This is a genomic window from Pseudomonas sp. IAC-BECa141 (genome assembly GCF_020544405.1).
Classification (GTDB): domain Bacteria; phylum Pseudomonadota; class Gammaproteobacteria; order Pseudomonadales; family Pseudomonadaceae; genus Aquipseudomonas.
In genome coordinates, this window is the sequence record NZ_CP065410.1 from 2209425 (window position 1) to 2225618 (window position 16194).

At 57.6% G+C, this 16194-nt stretch carries 19 protein-coding genes; 13 read left to right on the forward strand and 6 right to left on the reverse strand.

Annotation, left to right across the window (positions count from 1 at the left end; translation table 11 throughout):
* Positions 1 to 73 precede the first annotated feature (73 nt).
* Positions 74 to 976, forward strand: coding sequence for a siderophore-interacting protein (locus I5961_RS10000; protein WP_227235087.1), 903 nt, complete (start codon positions 74 to 76; stop codon positions 974 to 976).
* 53 nt (positions 977 to 1029) lie between these two features.
* On the opposite strand, the gene I5961_RS10005 is transcribed toward I5961_RS10000, so the two are convergent.
* The 3 genes from I5961_RS10005 to I5961_RS10015 all read right to left on the reverse strand — a co-directional run bounded on the left by I5961_RS10005 (position 1030) and on the right by I5961_RS10015 (position 3268).
* Positions 1030 to 1719, reverse strand: coding sequence for an endonuclease (locus tag I5961_RS10005; protein WP_227235088.1), 690 nt, complete (start codon positions 1717 to 1719; stop codon positions 1030 to 1032).
* 4 nt (positions 1720 to 1723) lie between these two features.
* Positions 1724 to 1993, reverse strand: a complete 270-nt coding sequence (locus tag I5961_RS10010; RefSeq protein WP_371917949.1) for a DUF1654 domain-containing protein — start codon at positions 1991 to 1993, stop codon at positions 1724 to 1726.
* A gap of 186 nt (positions 1994 to 2179) precedes the next feature.
* Positions 2180 to 3268: an asparaginase gene (locus I5961_RS10015; protein WP_007956004.1), complete on the reverse strand. Its 1089-nt coding sequence runs from the start codon at positions 3266 to 3268 to the stop codon at positions 2180 to 2182.
* Between the two features lie 349 nt (positions 3269 to 3617).
* On the opposite strand from I5961_RS10015, the gene I5961_RS10020 reads away from it, so the two are divergent.
* The 8 genes from I5961_RS10020 (at position 3618) to I5961_RS10055 (ending at position 11246) form a co-directional block, all read left to right on the forward strand.
* On the forward strand, positions 3618 to 4070 hold the full coding sequence (locus tag I5961_RS10020; protein WP_227235090.1) for a hypothetical protein: 453 nt from the start codon (positions 3618 to 3620) through the stop codon (positions 4068 to 4070).
* Between the two features lie 199 nt (positions 4071 to 4269).
* Positions 4270 to 5226 carry a sugar ABC transporter substrate-binding protein gene (locus I5961_RS10025; RefSeq protein WP_007956008.1) on the forward strand — a complete coding sequence of 319 codons (957 nt, stop codon included), beginning with the start codon at positions 4270 to 4272 and terminating at the stop codon, positions 5224 to 5226.
* A gap of 55 nt (positions 5227 to 5281) precedes the next feature.
* Positions 5282 to 6835 (forward strand): sugar ABC transporter ATP-binding protein, encoded by a 1554-nt coding sequence (locus tag I5961_RS10030; RefSeq protein WP_085701232.1) that lies wholly within the window; start codon positions 5282 to 5284, stop codon positions 6833 to 6835.
* Positions 6832 to 7809, forward strand: coding sequence for an ABC transporter permease (locus I5961_RS10035; protein ID WP_085701231.1), 978 nt, complete (start codon positions 6832 to 6834; stop codon positions 7807 to 7809). Before I5961_RS10030 ends, I5961_RS10035 begins: the two co-directional genes overlap by 4 nt.
* 3 nt (positions 7810 to 7812) lie before the next feature.
* Positions 7813 to 8832, forward strand: coding sequence for a LacI family DNA-binding transcriptional regulator (locus I5961_RS10040; protein ID WP_085701230.1), 1020 nt, complete (start codon positions 7813 to 7815; stop codon positions 8830 to 8832).
* A 23-nt stretch (positions 8833 to 8855) separates the two neighbouring features.
* Complete coding sequence (gene rbsK, locus I5961_RS10045; RefSeq protein WP_085701229.1) at positions 8856 to 9773, forward strand: ribokinase; 918 nt, start codon at positions 8856 to 8858, stop codon at positions 9771 to 9773.
* Positions 9770 to 10174: a D-ribose pyranase gene (gene rbsD, locus I5961_RS10050; protein WP_085701228.1), complete on the forward strand. Its 405-nt coding sequence runs from the start codon at positions 9770 to 9772 to the stop codon at positions 10172 to 10174. The genes rbsK and rbsD overlap by 4 nt, the downstream gene beginning before the upstream one ends.
* Positions 10175 to 10217: 43 nt before the next feature.
* The gene (locus tag I5961_RS10055; protein WP_085701227.1) at positions 10218 to 11246 is read left to right on the forward strand and encodes a nucleoside hydrolase; all 1029 of its coding nucleotides are present in this window, start codon (positions 10218 to 10220) and stop codon (positions 11244 to 11246) included.
* A 33-nt stretch (positions 11247 to 11279) separates the two neighbouring features.
* On the opposite strand, the gene I5961_RS10060 is transcribed toward I5961_RS10055, so the two are convergent.
* A complete protein-coding gene (locus I5961_RS10060; RefSeq protein ID WP_085701226.1) occupies positions 11280 to 11492 on the reverse strand; it encodes a hypothetical protein in 213 nt (70 codons plus the stop codon).
* Between the two features lie 128 nt (positions 11493 to 11620).
* Between I5961_RS10060 and I5961_RS10065 the strand changes: the two genes are divergently transcribed.
* Positions 11621 to 11926, forward strand: coding sequence for a hypothetical protein (locus I5961_RS10065; RefSeq protein ID WP_227235092.1), 306 nt, complete (start codon positions 11621 to 11623; stop codon positions 11924 to 11926).
* Between the two features lie 167 nt (positions 11927 to 12093).
* Complete coding sequence (locus I5961_RS10070; RefSeq protein ID WP_085701225.1) at positions 12094 to 12411, forward strand: I78 family peptidase inhibitor; 318 nt, start codon at positions 12094 to 12096, stop codon at positions 12409 to 12411.
* Positions 12412 to 12483: 72 nt separating this feature from the next.
* Here I5961_RS10070 and I5961_RS10075 read toward each other — a convergent pair whose 3' ends face one another.
* Both I5961_RS10075 and I5961_RS10080 read right to left on the reverse strand, forming a co-directional pair.
* The gene (locus I5961_RS10075; protein ID WP_017904083.1) at positions 12484 to 12696 is read right to left on the reverse strand and encodes a cold-shock protein; all 213 of its coding nucleotides are present in this window, start codon (positions 12694 to 12696) and stop codon (positions 12484 to 12486) included.
* A 290-nt stretch (positions 12697 to 12986) separates the two neighbouring features.
* Positions 12987 to 13289 carry a hypothetical protein gene (locus tag I5961_RS10080; RefSeq protein ID WP_227235093.1) on the reverse strand — a complete coding sequence of 101 codons (303 nt, stop codon included), beginning with the start codon at positions 13287 to 13289 and terminating at the stop codon, positions 12987 to 12989.
* 371 nt (positions 13290 to 13660) lie between these two features.
* On the opposite strand from I5961_RS10080, the gene thrS reads away from it, so the two are divergent.
* Together thrS and infC are read left to right on the forward strand one after the other, a co-directional pair.
* A complete protein-coding gene (gene thrS / locus I5961_RS10085) occupies positions 13661 to 15583 on the forward strand; it encodes a threonine--tRNA ligase (RefSeq protein ID WP_007956031.1) in 1923 nt (640 codons plus the stop codon).
* Positions 15583 to 16134, forward strand: coding sequence for a translation initiation factor IF-3 (gene infC / locus I5961_RS10090; RefSeq protein ID WP_170929631.1), 552 nt, complete (start codon positions 15583 to 15585; stop codon positions 16132 to 16134). The genes thrS and infC overlap by 1 nt, the downstream gene beginning before the upstream one ends.
* Positions 16135 to 16194: the final 60 nt, after the last annotated feature.

A 16194-nucleotide genomic window follows, 5' to 3' on the forward strand; every position in this document is an offset into this window, starting at 1 on the left:
GGAGCTGACTAAAGGGTGTCCCACGTGATTCGTTTTTAAAGCCATCACTGAAGACACTCAAAAGGAGCTCCGCATGGCCTCCGCCAATCCTTACAAGTTGTTCGACGTTGTTTTGCGTCACAAGCAGCAGTTGAGCCCGCATCTCATGCGAGTCACGCTCGCAAGCCCCGCTGTCACCGAGATGGCAACCTGGGCACCGGATCAGCGAGTGAAACTGTTTTTTCCGGCAGCAGACGGTTCGCCCGCCAGGCTTTCTGAGGGGGAGGGGTGGTATGCCCGGTTTCGCTCGATGCTGGTTGATCGTCGCCCGGTGATGCGCACCTACACCATCCGTCATTTGCGCGCTGGGTCAGGTGAGGTCGATATCGATTTCGTCCTGCACGGCGGGACCGGCCCGGCCTCCCGATGGGCGTTGCGAGCACAGCCCGGCGAGTCGATGCAGATTCTAGCCCCCGACAGCCAATTCTCGGCACAAGAGGCGGGGGGATTTGAATGGAAGCCTCCGCAAACGCTCAAGCAACTTCTCCTGGTCGCCGACGCGACAGCATTGCCGGCCGCCATGGGAATTCTGGAAGAGCTGGCGACGCTGGCTGAACCGCCGCAGACTCAGGCGTTTTTTGAAGTCGAAAGTCGTGATGACATGTTGGCCGTTCCTGACTGGCCCGGGCTTTCGGTGCAATGGCTGATTCGCGATCACGCGGCTGCGGGTACGTTGATGGTGGAGGCTGTGCGGCAGGCGACGTTGCCTGTTGACGCATCGCCGGTTGGGCAAGCGGTCGAACTGGCGGATGTCGACATCGAAGAAGAGATTCTGTGGGAGATCGCCGATACGGCCAGCGAGGGATTCTATGGTTGGGTCGCAGGAGAATCCGCGGCGGTCATGAGCCTGCGCAAATACCTGATAAAGGAGCGCGGCATCCCTCGCGAATCACTCAATCTGATGGGTTACTGGCGTTACAACAAGTCCGGCGGTTGAGCAAAAAAAGGCCTTGAGTTTATCGCTCAAGGCCTTTTCTTTTGATCAAGCAATCATCCGCAGGCTTTTAGGTTCACCGGGCCGACGAAATCGTTGCCGCGTCCCATCACACACGCCACGCTCTGGTTTCGCTGGCGTTCCCAGTCTTGCACCGGGTAAGTCTTGTCCCAGGCTTCGTACAATTGCCGATCCTGCTTCGACAAGCGCAAGCCATATTGTTTGCTCATGTAAAAGTAGGTGCGGGCGATCATGCCGCGAATCGAAGGGCGGGGCATGACCTTCTTTGCCTTGAAGTCAACCTGTGTCAGGCATGAGCCGTACTGACCTTTTTCGACCGGCAGCCAACCGTAGCTGAAATTACTGCGGTCACCATTCACCTCGCCGATGCTCGGCACCAGGTTGTGCAGGTCGGCTTCGGCTTTCTGATAACTCGGGTCGTAGCGGGTGCAATTCTTGCGTCCGCCTTCCTGCCAGCATTGGCGCTGATGGCCGAACTCCCAGGCCGGAACAATGTGCTCCCATTCGATGCGGGCCGCTCGCTTGGCGTTCTTGCGCGGGACATAGCCGCAGGCGGCCAGATCGACCTTGTTGCCGGTGTATTTGCACCCGCAATAGAACTCGGTGGATTGTGGGGCGTACAGCTTCCAGGCGACCTTCTTGGCCTCGGTGAAAGTACGCGGCGCGCCAGCTTGCGCACCCACGGAAATGAACAGCAACAGCACAGCAGCAAAACGCAGAATCATTGAATCAATCTTCCTTCGGCACAACCCAGAAAATCTGCACGCCGCCATCGTCGCGGTAGGCGAGGGTGACGTTGTCGTTTTCGTCGATCTCTTCCAGCAAGCGCTCCCACTCATCCACCGGTTCGTCCGGAAGGCGGAAGATCAGTGCGGCTTTGGCTTTTTGTGCGGTGGGGGAGTTGATAATTTTTTGAACGCGCATGCCCATGCGTTCGTAAGCGTCAGGAGCATCAGGGGAAGTGACCACGAGGTTATCCTTATTAAGCTGTACGTGCATACAGTATTTAACTGTAGGCATTTTCGCAACTGCTTAAATTTCAAGAAAATCCTCTGACAATGGTTTTCCGGTTTTGATGTCACGCAGATGAAATTTTTCTTTGAGCGAGGCGGGAGCTTCACCCTCCGTCAGGTTGACGAAGGGTGAAGCCAGTGGCCGATCAGGAAAGGATCGGACGAAGGCAAATCAATATTCCCAGAACATCCGTTGCAGCTCTTTGCTGTCGTTGGTCTTGGTCAGCGCGACCATGGCCAGGATGCGGGCTTTCTGTGGGTTCAGGTCGTGAGCCACCACCCAGTCGTATTTGTCATCAGGCTGTTCGGCGTTACGCAGGACGAAACCGCCGGCATTGACGTGTGACGAGCGAATGATCTGCACGCCGTCCTTGCGCAGCGCTTGCAGGGTCGGAACCACGCGGGAGGAAACGGAACCGTTGCCGGTGCCGGCATGGATGATCGCCTTGGCGCCGGACTGGGCGAGAGCCTTGTATGCGGTGTCGCTGACATTGCCATAGGAATAGGCGATTTCTACATCAGGAAGGCTCTTGATGTTCTTGATATCGAACTCCGAATCCATGGTGTGGCGCTTGGCTGGCAGACGGAACCAGTAGGATTTGCCTTCAACCACCATGCCGAGCGGGCCCCAGGCGCTTTTGAAGGCTTCGGTCTTGATGTTGATCATCTTGCTGACATCGCGACCCGACTGGATTTCATCGTTCAGGGTCACCAGTACGCCTTTGCCGCGAGCCTCTTTGCTGCTGGCGACGGCCACGGCGTTGTACAGGTTCAGCATGCCGTCCGCCGACATGGCAGTGCCCGGGCGCATGGAGCCGACGACGATGATCGGCTTGTCGGTTTTTTCCACCAGGTTCAGGAAGTACGCGGTCTCTTCCAGTGTATCGGTGCCGTGGGTGATGACGATGCCGTCGACGTCTTTGCTGTCGGCCAGCTCGGAAACGCGACGACCCAGTTGCAGGAGGTTTTCGTTGGTGATGCTTTCCGAGGCGATTTGCATGACCTGTTCGCCACGCACATTGGCCAGCGTACTCAGTTCGGGGATGCCGGCGATCAATTGTTCGATGCCCACTTTCGCAGCCTGATAGGTCGCGCTATTGGCTGCACTGGCGCCAGCGCCGGCGATGGTGCCACCGGTGGCCAGTACCACCACGTTGGCCAGTTTGGCCTGGGTTTCAGCTTCTTTTGCCTGGAGGGCGGTGGGCAGGAGCAGGAGAAGGGCCAAAGCGCCCGGAACGAAACTCTTCAAAGCAGATGTCATTATTTTTCTCTCTAGTAGTGAGACGGTGCTGATGCAGGTTCATCTAGATGCGCCCCGGGCCAATCTGAATGCCAGGGGTGCAGGTAGGGAGCAGGATCTGTACCAGTCGTAATCTGCTTCAGAGAAATGTTTAACCTTATGATTTAAATCAAGATTTATTCGAAGGCTGGCTGTGAGCTTCCGTCACTCATCCGGGTTTCCGAACGCGGGATGTTTTCTTGTTCGGCTCACCGAAAAGGACTACGAATCTCGTCCACAGCCTGAGCTGGCAGCTTTTCAGATCTCAGCTAAAGAAAACGGTGCGTTAGCCGATGCGTCTTGATAGGGATCCAATTTTTCAGGAGTTCAAATGTCATTGACTATCGGTTTGCCAAATCCCGGCGCGGTCACTATCGGCGGAAAAACGGCTGCTACGATCAATGCAATGAGTGAAGCTGAAGCCGACGCGTCTGCTCAGGCACTGGGTATCGAGAAGGTTGAAACCAATCAGGTCAGAACCGGTGGTCCTGCCCAGGAAGCAAGCGCGCGCGAGGCTGAAGGCGGTGACAATCTGAGCGTCACTATCAAGACGCTGTTGAAACGCATGCAGGAATTGCAAAAGCAGCTTCAGGAGCAGCAACAGCAACTGGCTGCCGCGCAGGCTGCGAGTTATCCAACGCCCGAAGCCAAGTCGCAAGCGGTGATGTCAATCCAGGGGCAGATCGCCCAAACCAGCGGTGCGCTGCTGGAGGTCTCCGCTGCACTGGTCAAGGAAATGTCGAAGGGCTCCTCCGCCGGTAACGTGGTCAACACCACGGCTTGAGCACTCCAGGGGCGGATCGATGGATTCGCCCTGCAACGCAATACCGATTTCTGATTGTTGACAAATGTCGGCGTGATTCGCATAGTTCGGTCTACGCAAACGTTTGCGCGGCCTTCGCGATGATTGATCATCGTGGGGTGCAACGAGCTTACGCCAGCGCAAGCGTTGCTCACAATAATCATAAGATCGGAGTGAACCCATGAAGCTGCCATTCGCTGGACGTCTTCTTGCTGTCGCCATGCTGGCTGCCGCATCCGCCGCACTGCCTGTCTCTTCGGCTTTCGCCGAATCCCCTGAAAAACCCAAAGTCGCCCTGGTCATGAAATCCCTGGCCAACGAGTTCTTCCTGACCATGGAAGACGGTGCCAAAGCCTACCAGAAAGAACATTCCGCCGATTTCGACTTGATCTCCAACGGCATCAAGGACGAAACCGATACGGCGGGGCAGACGCGCATCGTCGAGCAGATGATTCTGGCGAAGGTCAACGCTCTGGTCATCGCACCGTCTGATTCGAAGGCGATGGTGCCGGTGATCAAAAAGGCGGTCGATGCCGGTATCACCGTGATCAACATCGACAACCAGCTCGATCCGGCCGTGATCAAAAGCAAAAACATCAGCGTTCCGTTCGTAGGTCCGGACAACCGCAAGGGCGCGCGTCTGGTGGGCGAATACCTGGCCAAGCAACTGAAGGCCGGTGACGAAGTCGGCATCATTGAAGGTGTCTCCACGACGACCAACGCCCAGCAGCGTACTGCTGGCTTCAAGGATGCGATGGAAGCTGCGCAGATCAAGGTTGTTTCCCTGCAGTCCGGCGATTGGGAAATCGACAAAGGCAACAAGGTGGCCGCTTCGATTCTCAGCGAATACCCGGACGTCAAGGCGCTGCTGGCCGGTAACGACAGCATGGCCGTGGGTGCTGTTTCCGCCGTGCGCGCTGCCGGCAAGGCCGGTCAGGTGCAGGTTGTCGGTTATGACAACATCAATGCCATCAAGCCAATGCTGAAGGACGGCCGCGTTCTGGCGACTGCCGACCAGTACGCCGCGAAACAAGCGGTGTTTGGCATCGAGACCGCGCTGAAAATCATCAAGGGCGAGAAAGTCGACAGTGGTGCAAATGGCGTGATCGAAACGCCGGTCGAGCTGGTCACCAAATAAGTCCTTTGGCGACACAACGGCGCTCGTCCGTCCGGGCGAGCGCATGGAGATTTTTATGTCAGTTTCCGCTCCGAACGCTGTCCTCTCGGTCAGCGGTATCGGCAAGACCTACGCGCAACCGGTTCTGACCGGCATCGACCTGACGTTGATGCGCGGTGAAGTACTGGCGCTGACCGGTGAGAACGGTGCCGGCAAAAGCACCTTGTCGAAGATCATCGGCGGGCTGGTCACACCCACCACCGGTCAGATGCAGTTTCAGGGCAAGGAATATCGCCCCGGCAGTCGCACGCAAGCTGAAGAGCAGGGTGTGCGCATGGTCATGCAAGAGCTCAATCTGCTGCCGACGCTTTCGGTGGCGGAGAACCTGTTCCTCGACAATCTGCCGAGCAACGGTGGCTGGATCAGCCGCAAGCAACTGCGCAAGGCCGCCATCGAAGCCATGGCTCAAGTCGGCCTCGATGCCATCGATCCGGACACACTGGTCGGCGAGCTGGGCATCGGTCACCAGCAAATGGTCGAGATCGCCCGTAACCTGATCGGCGATTGTCATGTGCTGATTCTCGACGAGCCGACCGCGATGCTGACCGCCCGCGAAGTCGAGATGTTGTTCGAGCAAATCACCCGGTTGCAGGCGCGCGGCGTCTCGATCATCTACATCTCTCACCGTCTCGAAGAACTGGCCCGGGTCGCACAGCGCATTGCCGTGTTGCGCGACGGCAACCTGGTTTGCGTCGAGCCGATGGCCAATTACAACAGCGAGCAACTGGTCACCCTGATGGTTGGCCGCGAGCTGGGCGAGCATATCGATCTGGGGACTCGCCATATCGGCGCGCCGGCCTTGACGGTCAAAGGCCTGACCCGCTCCGACAAGGTTCGCGACGTGTCCTTTGAAGTGCGCGCCGGTGAGATTTTTGGCATTTCGGGGCTGATCGGGGCAGGGCGCACCGAGCTTTTGCGGCTGATCTTCGGCGCCGACGTCGCGGACAGCGGCACGGTGGCGCTCGGTTCGCCGGCCAAAACGGTGAGCATTCGTTCGCCCGTCGATGCTGTGCGCAACGGCATCGCCTTGATCACCGAAGATCGCAAGGGCGAAGGCCTGCTCCTGAGTCAGTCGATCAGCGCCAACATTGCCTTGGGTAACATGCCGGAAATTTCCAGCGGCGGGTTCGTCAACAACGGCGATGAAACGAAGCTCGCGCAGCGGCAGATCGACGCCATGCGCATCCGCAGTTCCAGCCCGACCCAGTTGGTGTCCGAGTTGTCCGGTGGCAACCAGCAAAAAGTCGTGATCGGCCGCTGGCTGGAGCGCGACTGTTCGGTGCTGCTGTTCGACGAGCCCACTCGCGGTATCGATGTCGGCGCCAAATTCGACATTTATAACCTGCTTGGTGAACTGACCCGTCAGGGCAAGGCGCTGGTTGTGGTGTCCAGCGACCTGCGCGAGCTGATGCTGATCTGTGATCGTATTGGCGTGCTGTCGGCAGGGCGCCTGATCGACACTTTCGAGCGCGACAGCTGGACCCAGGACGACTTGCTTGCTGCCGCGTTCGCCGGCTACCAGAAACGTGATGCGTTGCTCAACGAAGCAGCGCCTAGGGATCTCCCATGAAAACTGCATCTTCCGCCGGCAAATCCAGTGGCAATTTCTACGGCCTCGGCACTTATCTGGGCCTGGCTGGCGCCTTGCTGGCAATGATTGCGCTGTTCTCGGTCATGAGCAGCCATTTCCTGTCGTACAACACCTTCAGCACTCTGGCCAACCAGATTCCCGATCTGATGGTTCTGGCGGTGGGCATGACGTTCGTACTGATCATTGGCGGAATCGACCTGTCGGTAGGCTCGGTACTGGCACTCGCGGCATCCACTGTCAGCGTGGCGATTCTTGGCTGGGGCTGGAGCGTAATGCCGGCTGCCTTACTGGGTATGGCCGTCGCGGCGTTGGCCGGCACAGTTACCGGCTCGATTACCGTGGCGTGGCGAATTCCGTCATTCATCGTGTCTTTGGGTGTCCTGGAAATGGCCCGTGGCCTGGCCTATCAGATGACCGGTTCGCGCACCGCCTATATCGGTGATTCCTTCGCCTGGCTTTCGAACCCGATTGCCTTCGGCATTTCGCCATCGTTCATCATTGCCTTGCTGGTCATTTTTATTGCCCAGGCCGTTCTGACCCGTACCGTGTTCGGTCGCTACCTGATCGGCATTGGCACCAACGAAGAAGCGGTGCGGCTGGCGGGGATCAATCCAAAACCCTACAAGATCCTGGTGTTCAGCCTGATGGGGCTGCTCGCCGGTATTGCGGCGCTGTTCCAGATTTCCCGGCTGGAAGCGGCCGACCCGAACGCCGGTTCCGGCCTGGAGCTACAAGTGATCGCCGCTGTGGTGATCGGCGGTACCAGCCTGATGGGCGGGCGTGGTTCGGTGATCAGTACCTTTTTCGGTGTGTTGATCATCTCCGTGCTGGCGGCCGGTCTGGCGCAGATTGGCGCGACCGAGCCGACCAAGCGCATCATCACCGGTGCGGTGATCGTGATCGCCGTGGTGCTCGACACCTACCGCAGTCAACGTGCAAGCCGACGGGGCTGATAAATGGCAACGATCAAGGATGTGGCGGCACTTGCAGGAATTTCCTACACGACCGTGTCCCACGTAGTAAACAAGACCCGACCGGTGAGCGAAGAAGTGCGGCTCAAGGTCGAGGCGGCGATCAAGAGTCTCGACTATGTGCCGAGCGCCGTGGCCCGTTCGCTGAAAGCGAAAACCACTGCAACCATCGGTTTGTTGGTGCCCAACAGTCTCAACCCGTACTTCGCCGAACTGGCGCGCGGGATCGAGGATTACTGCGAGCGTAACGGTTACTGCGTGATCCTCTGCAACTCCGACGACAACCCGGACAAACAGCGCAGCTATCTGCGGGTCCTGCTGGAAAAACGCATCGACGGCCTGATCGTCGCCTCTGCCGGTGGTGACAGCGGCCTGGCGCAAGGGCTGGCGGGCGTGAAGACGCCGATGGTGATCGTCGACCGTGGACTCGAAGGCGTAGACGCCGACCTGGTGCGCATCGACCACGAATATGGCGCGTACCTCGCGACACGGCATCTGCTTGAACTCGGGCATCGCGACATCGCCACGATCGGTGGTCCTGCCAGTACCAGTGTTGCGCAAATGCGTCAGGCCGGTTTTTCTCGAGCGCTGAAAGAGGCCGGGATTGAAGTGTCCCCGTCGCGCGTGCTGGAAAGCGACTACACCAGCACCGGCGGTTACAACGCGGCTTCGGTCCTGCTTGAACGCAACCCGCCGAGCGCGATTTTCGCTGGTAACGACATGATCGGCATCGGTGTGTTGCGGGCTGCGGCGGAACGCAACGTGCGCGTGCCCGCCGAGCTTTCAGTGATCGGCTTCGACGATATCCAGATGAGTCGCTACGTATATCCCGCGCTGACGACCGTGGGCCAGTCGATCCTTCAGTTGGGAGAAATGGCGGCGGAAGTGTTGTTGCGAAGAATTGCCGCTCCGGGTCTGGCGACGGATCAGCGGATCGTGACCCCGAGTATTGTCCTGCGTGAATCGACTGCACCGCTGTCCGGCGTGTTCACCGAATACCGCTGAAACGAATTGAAGAGTAGTGATGTATGTCCGCAAATGTAGTGGTAATAGGCAGCCTGAACATGGACCTGGTCACCCGGGCGCCGCGTTTGCCCCGGGGCGGTGAGACGCTGATCGGCCATTCCTTCGCGACCGTGTCCGGTGGCAAGGGCGCCAATCAGGCGGTGGCCGCTGCTCGATTGGGTGCGCAAGTGTCGATGGTTGGTTGTGTCGGCAATGATGACTATGGCCTGCAATTGCGCGACGCGTTGCTGGCCGAGCAGATTGATTGTCAGGCAGTCAGCGTGGTGGAGGGTTCCAGTGGTGTGGCGCTGATCGTGGTCGATGACAATAGCCAGAACGCGATTGTCATCGTGGCCGGCGCCAATGGTTCGATGACCCCGGCGGTCATCGACCGGTTCGACGCAGTGCTGCAGGCGGCCGACGTGATCATCTGCCAGCTGGAAATTCCCGATGCGACTGTGGGCCATGCGCTGAAACGCGGGCGTGAACTGGGCAAGACGGTCATCCTCAACCCGGCGCCGGCCAGTCGTCCGTTGCCGACGGACTGGTTTGCCGCCATCGATTACGTGATTCCCAACGAGAGCGAGGCCGCCGCCCTCAGCGGTTTGCCGGTGGATTCGCTGGAGACCGCCGAGAAAGCCGCTGCACACCTGATTTCACTGGGCGCTGGCAAGGTCATCATCACACTGGGCGCTCAAGGTTCACTGTTCGCCGATGGCAAGGGTTACCAGCATTTTCCGGCACCCAAAGTGGAGGCAGTCGATACCACCGCCGCCGGGGATACCTTTGTCGGCGGATTTGCGGCTGCACTGGCGGCCGGCAAAACCGAGGACGAGGCCATTCGTTTCGGGCAAGTAGCGGCGGCCCTGTCGGTTACCCGGGCAGGTGCCCAGCCGTCCATTCCCACTACCTCCGACGTACAGGCATTCAAATCCGCATGAAAAAGACTCCTTTGCTCAATGTCGCCCTGTCGAGGCTGGTTGCCTCCCTCGGTCACGGCGACATGGTCGTGATCGGTGATGCCGGCCTGCCGGTGCCGCCGGGTGTTGAACTGATCGATCTGGCGTTGACGCACGGCGTCCCGGATTTCGTCAGCACCCTGAAAGTCGTGCTCAGCGAGATGCAGGTGGAAAGCCATGCGCTGGCCAAGGAGATTTTCGACAAGCAACCGACCGCGCTGTCCACGCTGGAAGAGCTGAATGACGAAGGCTCGCTCGGGCGGCGCGATCTGCTCAGTCACGAGCAATTCAAGGTACTCAGCCGACAGGCACGAGCGATTGTTCGTACGGGAGAATGTCAGCCGTACTGCAACATCGTGCTGGTGTCCGGAGTTACATTCTGACGGGGTTCGCCCCTTTTGATTTCATCTGCACAAGGAATGCGCCATGCAACGCTATGCTCAAAAAATTCATCAATTGATTCGGAGTCTGCTGCTTTTGTCTGTGATAACAGCGACCGGCGCCCACGCGGCGGAAAAGATCGACCTGATCATCGATACCGATCCGGGCGCCGACGACGTGGTCGCCCTGTTGTTTGCCCTGGCCTCCCCGGAGGAGCTGAACATTCGCGCGTTGACCACCGTGGCTGGCAACGTCCGTCTGGACAAGACTTCGCGCAATGCCCGGTTGGCCCGTGAGTGGGCAGGGCGGGAAGAGATTCCGGTATACGCCGGTGCGCCTAAACCGATGATGCGTACGCCGATCTACGCCGAAAACATCCATGGCAAGGAAGGCCTTTCGGGTGTCACGGTACATGAGCCGAAGAAAGGCCTGGCTGAAGGTAATGCGGTCAATTACCTGATCGACACTCTGAAAAAAGCCAAGCCGCACAGCATCACCATCGCGATGCTCGGTCCGCAGACCAACCTGGCCCTGGCACTGATTCAGGAGCCGGAGATTGTTCAGGGGATCAAGGAAGTGGTGATCATGGGCGGCGCTCACTTCAATGGCGGCAACATCACGCCAGTGGCCGAGTTCAACCTGTACGCCGACCCGCAAGCGGCTGAGGTGGTGCTCAAGAGCGGTGTGAAACTGACTTACCTGCCGCTGGACGTGACCCACAAGATCCTGACCAGCGATGCACGCCTCAAGCAGATTGCGGCACTGAACAACAATGCGAGCAAGATTGTCGGCGACATCCTCAACGAGTACATCAAAGGGGATATGGAGCACTACGGCATTCCGGGTGGTCCGGTGCATGACGCTACCGTCGTGGCTTATCTGCTCAAGCCTGAGCTGTTCACTGGTCGTTCGGTGAATGTGGTGGTCGACAGCCGTGAAGGCCCGACGTTCGGCCAGACCGTTGTCGACTGGTATGACGGTCTGAAGGCGCCCAAGAACGCCTTCTGGGTGGAGAACGGCGACGCCCAGGGCTTCTTCGATCTGCTGACCGAGCGTCTGAAGCGTCTGAAATAAGCCATGCGCCTGCAGGTGCCAGTTTGCGGGCTTTTACTCCCTCTCGGTACCCGATGTCCCTTTGAAGGCATCGGGATACTTTTCGAACAGCTGGGCAATGAAGGATTGCGCGCCCTGTGTTCCCAACGTCTTCACCAGCAAGTCGATGCTGATCAATGCCAATTCCTCCGGGCTGCCCGGACTGTAAGAGCTATGCCCTTGTGGCCAGGTGGCCTTTATGTCGGCGGTGATGCTTACGGTGGTCATGGCGGGGCTCGGTCACGGGATCGGAGTTTTGAGTTAACCACTTTGCCGAGTGTTTGGCACTGCGACTTAGGCATGAGCGCAGGGCTATGCGACACTTGGTCATTTCCGCAAAAAACAAGGATTGCGCTGTGCAGATCGATTTGAACAGCCCCGACGGCCTGACTCTTCATGCTGTGCGTCGCATGCTGGCGTCGGCCAGTGATGACGAGCACACCCAGCTGCGCGTGACCAAGGGCGGCATCGCTTATATCTCTTCGGGCGTCACTGGCGGCCAGGAGATCGATGGCCTGCTGTTTCGTCTGGAGACCTGGGCAAAAGGCTCGGGATACGTGGGAAATGTCGCGGCCAGCGACGAAGTCTGGGTCATGCAGATTTTCAATGCGCTCAAGGACAACTGGCCGAACCCGCCCTATGACTACATTGATGTCTATTGAACGTCATTAATATTCAGTGACGTTTTACGGGGTGATGCTTCAGGTGATGCTCAGGCACACTCGGCGTTTTTCCGATCGTAGGGCAGGGTGATAGCACTCACCGTGAAACCAAACGCTGTATTGGCGGTCGCACGATCTCTGCTCAAAATTGAAATAAGGAGGCTTCAATGCCTTGCAAGTTCGCGTCACTGGGTGCACTGATGGTCGTTGCTCTTTTGGCTGGTTGCTCTACAACCTCCAGCGAGTCGCAGAAGGATCCCGTGGCGACTGAGGCTGGCCATGGTCGTTGTGAGGCATCTGCTGCGGAGTTCGCTCTCGGCAAGAAAGCTTCGCCGGAGCTGTTGGAGCAGGCACGCAAAAAGGCCGGTGCGCAGAACGCCCGGTTCCTCAAGCCCAATGACATGATTACTCTGGAGTACCGATCCGATCGCCTCAACCTGAATACCGATCAGAACCTGGTGGTTACACGCGTCAACTGTGGCTGAGCCTTTCGGGCTTTTGTTTCACCCATAAAAAACCCCGTCACATGGACGGGGTTTTTTTAGTGCGCCGGGAAATTACTCTGGGCGAACTTGTGCAGCTTGCATACCCTTTTGGCCTTTCTCAGCCACGAAGGAAACGGTTTGGCCTTCTTTCAGGCTTTTGAAACCGTCAGCTTCGATAGCTTTGAAGTGTACGAACAGGTCGTCACCGCCACCTTGAGGAGTGATGAAGCCGAAGCCTTTTTCATCGTTGAACCATTTAACGGTGCCGGTTTGGCGATTAGACATGGTGTATCTCCAAGAAACATATATTTTCAGTAGTACTGTGCTGCTCAGGCCAACTGGGCACACCGGGGTATCATAGTCGAAATGTTCGCTTTGGTAGCCCCCCGGACGTGCTGTTTGCCAATCGGTCTTGTTTTCTTGTCTGCCTGTTTCGGCTGGAGGCCCCGGTTTAAAAGGCCTCGAGCGAAAAATAAAGACAATAAAAAAACCTGTAAAACCTGCATAAATCGTACGAAAAAGCCTGAATCAGATGCTTTTCAGCGGTGCCGGAGGCATTGAAAAGGCATGTTTCATCATTTTTTTGCCGGGACGTTGGCCTTGCATTTGGCAATTTGTCCCAGGGCTTTCTGCTGCAATTCCTGACTGGCCTTATTGTCCATCAGCGCCTGAATATCGCTGGCAGGGTAGGACTTGATGGCATCGGCGCCGCATGCACAGTGGGATTTCGCGGCAGCAGCACCGATTTGCGGAGTCGCGGCCTGGGTGCACTGAGCCATGTATTTCTCACGCTCGCCCTTGGGCCAGTCGGCGTGGGCGCTCAACGGCAGCAGCAAAATGAGAGGGGCGACTGCGGCAAGCAGGGTGTTAAGACGCATGCGGGGATGCTCCTTGTGGGTCAATGTCTTGTTATTTGAGGGCCTGAAGGCCGATCAAGTTCAGCACTCTCGCATAAAACAGACGATTTGCCTCCCGGTAAAAACCAGAGTGCATCGGTGACCGTTCATCTGTGCTAGCATGCCTCGCTCGGGCGTTCGCAGGCTCCGGATGACCTTCAGTCCCGGTGGCGGCAATGTACGAATTTCTGATTTGAATCCCAGTCACTCTGGTTCGGTTTTCCGGTTGGCCGCAAGGCTCCTGCCGCTGTAAGGCAGGCGTTCGTCATTGAATGGCCTGGATCGGATCTTGTACTGGCTCATCCCAACCCACGTGACCTTTGGTAGGGGTCACCACTAGGAGAGGAGGCGCCATGCCAACTATTACTCTTCCCGACGGCAGTCAACGTTCATTCGATCACCCGGTTTCCGTAGCCGAGGTCGCCGCATCCATTGGCGCAGGTCTGGCCAAAGCCACCGTGGCCGGCAAGGTCAATGGCAAGCTGGTCGACGCCTGCGACATCATCGACAGCGACGCGACGCTGCAAATCATCACGCCAAAGGATGAAGAGGGGCTGGAAATCATTCGCCACTCTTGCGCTCACCTGGTTGGCCATGCGGTCAAGCAGCTGTACCCGACGGCCAAAATGGTCATCGGTCCGGTCATTGACGAAGGCTTCTATTACGACATCGCCTTCGAACGTCCTTTTACTCCGGACGACATGGCTGCCATCGAGCAGCGCATGCAACAGCTGATCGATACCGAATACGACGTCATCAAGAAAGTCACTCCGCGCGCCGAAGTGATCGAAGTCTTCAAGGCTCGCGGCGAAGATTACAAGCTGCGCCTTGTCGAGGACATGCCGAACGAGCAGGCCATGGGCCTGTACTATCACGAAGAATACGTCGACATGTGCCGCGGTCCGCACGTGCCGAACACTCGCTTCCTGAAATCCTTCAAGTTGACCAAGCTGTCCGGCGCCTATTGGCGCGGTGATGCCAAGAACGAGCAATTGCAGCGCGTTTATGGCACCGCTTGGGCAGACAAGAAGCAGCTGGCAGCTTACATCCAGCGTATCGAAGAAGCTGAAAAGCGCGATCACCGCAAGATCGGCAAGCGCCTGGGCCTGTTCCACACCCAGGAAGAAGCGCCGGGCATGGTGTTCTGGCACCCGAATGGCTGGACGCTGTACCAGGTGCTTGAGCAGTACATGCGCAAAGTGCAGCGCGACAACGGCTATCTCGAGATCAAGACGCCGCAAGTCGTTGACCGCAGCCTGTGGGAAAAGTCCGGGCACTGGGCCAACTACGCCGACAACATGTTCACCACTGAGTCGGAAAGCCGCGACTACGCGATCAAGCCGATGAACTGCCCATGCCATGTGCAGGTGTTCAACCAAGGCCTGAAGAGCTACCGCGAGCTGCCGATGCGACTGGCCGAGTTCGGTGCCTGCCACCGTAACGAGCCATCGGGTGCCCTGCATGGCATCATGCGTGTCCGTGCATTCACCCAGGATGATGCCCACATCTTCTGCACCGAAGAGCAGATGCAGGCTGAATCCGCTGCGTTTATCAAACTGACCATGGATGTTTATCGCGACTTCGGCTTTACCGATGTCGAGATGAAGCTGTCTACTCGCCCGGAAAAACGCGTCGGTTCCGACGAGCTGTGGGATCGCGCCGAAGCGGCCCTGGCTGCAGCGCTTGATAGCGCCGGCCTGCCATACGATCTGCAACCGGGTGAGGGGGCGTTTTATGGTCCGAAAATCGAATTCTCGCTGAAAGATTGCCTCGGTCGTGTGTGGCAGTGTGGTACCTTGCAGCTCGATTTCAACCTGCCTGTGCGCCTGGGAGCCGAATACGTCTCCGAAGACAACAGCCGCAAGCATCCAGTGATGTTGCACCGTGCGATCCTCGGTTCGTTCGAGCGTTTCGTCGGGATTCTGATTGAGCACTACGAAGGTGCATTCCCTGCGTGGCTCGCGCCAACCCAGGCGGTGATCATGAATATCACTGATAAACAGGCAGATTTCGTCGCTCAGGTCGAAAAAACTCTCAACGAAAGCGGGTTTCGTGCCAAGTCCGACTTGAGAAATGAAAAGATCGGCTTTAAAATCCGCGAGCATACTTTGCTCAAGGTTCCATATCTCTTGGTTATTGGGGATAAGGAAGTCGAGATGCAGACTGTCGCTGTGCGTACTCGTGAAGGTGCTGACCTGGGCTCGATGCCCGTCGCCCAGTTCGCTGAGTTTCTCGCGCAAGCGGTTTCCCGGCGTGGTCGCCCAGATTCGGAGTAATTATTATTAAGCGTGAAATGAGACAAGATAAACGAACTGCACCGAAAGCCCCGATCAACGAGAATATCTCGGCACGCGAGGTTCGGTTAATTGGCGCTGATGGCGAGCAGATTGGCATCGTCTCGATTGATGAAGCGCTTCGTATTGCTGAAGAAGCAAAGCTTGATCTGGTAGAAATCTCTGCCGACGCAGTCCCACCGGTTTGCCGTGTGATGGACTACGGCAAATCGATCTTCGAAAAGAAGAAGCAGATTGCTGCGGCGAAGAAAAACCAGAAGCAGATTCAGGTAAAAGAAATCAAGTTTCGTCCAGGGACGGAGGAAGGGGATTACCAGGTAAAACTGCGCAACCTGGTACGTTTCCTGAGTGACGGGGACAGGGCCAAGGTATCCTTGCGATTCCGCGGCCGTGAGATGGCCCACCAGGAGCTGGGGATGGAGCTTCTCAAGCGGGTTGAACAAGACCTGCTCGAGTACGGTTCGGTCGAACAGCATCCTAAGATGGAAGGACGCCAGCTGATCATGGTCATCGCCCCGAAAAAGAAGAAGTAATCAACAGGGCACGGCAGGCCTTCTGATTATGTTTATCAACTGAATGCGGAGTATCCGAAC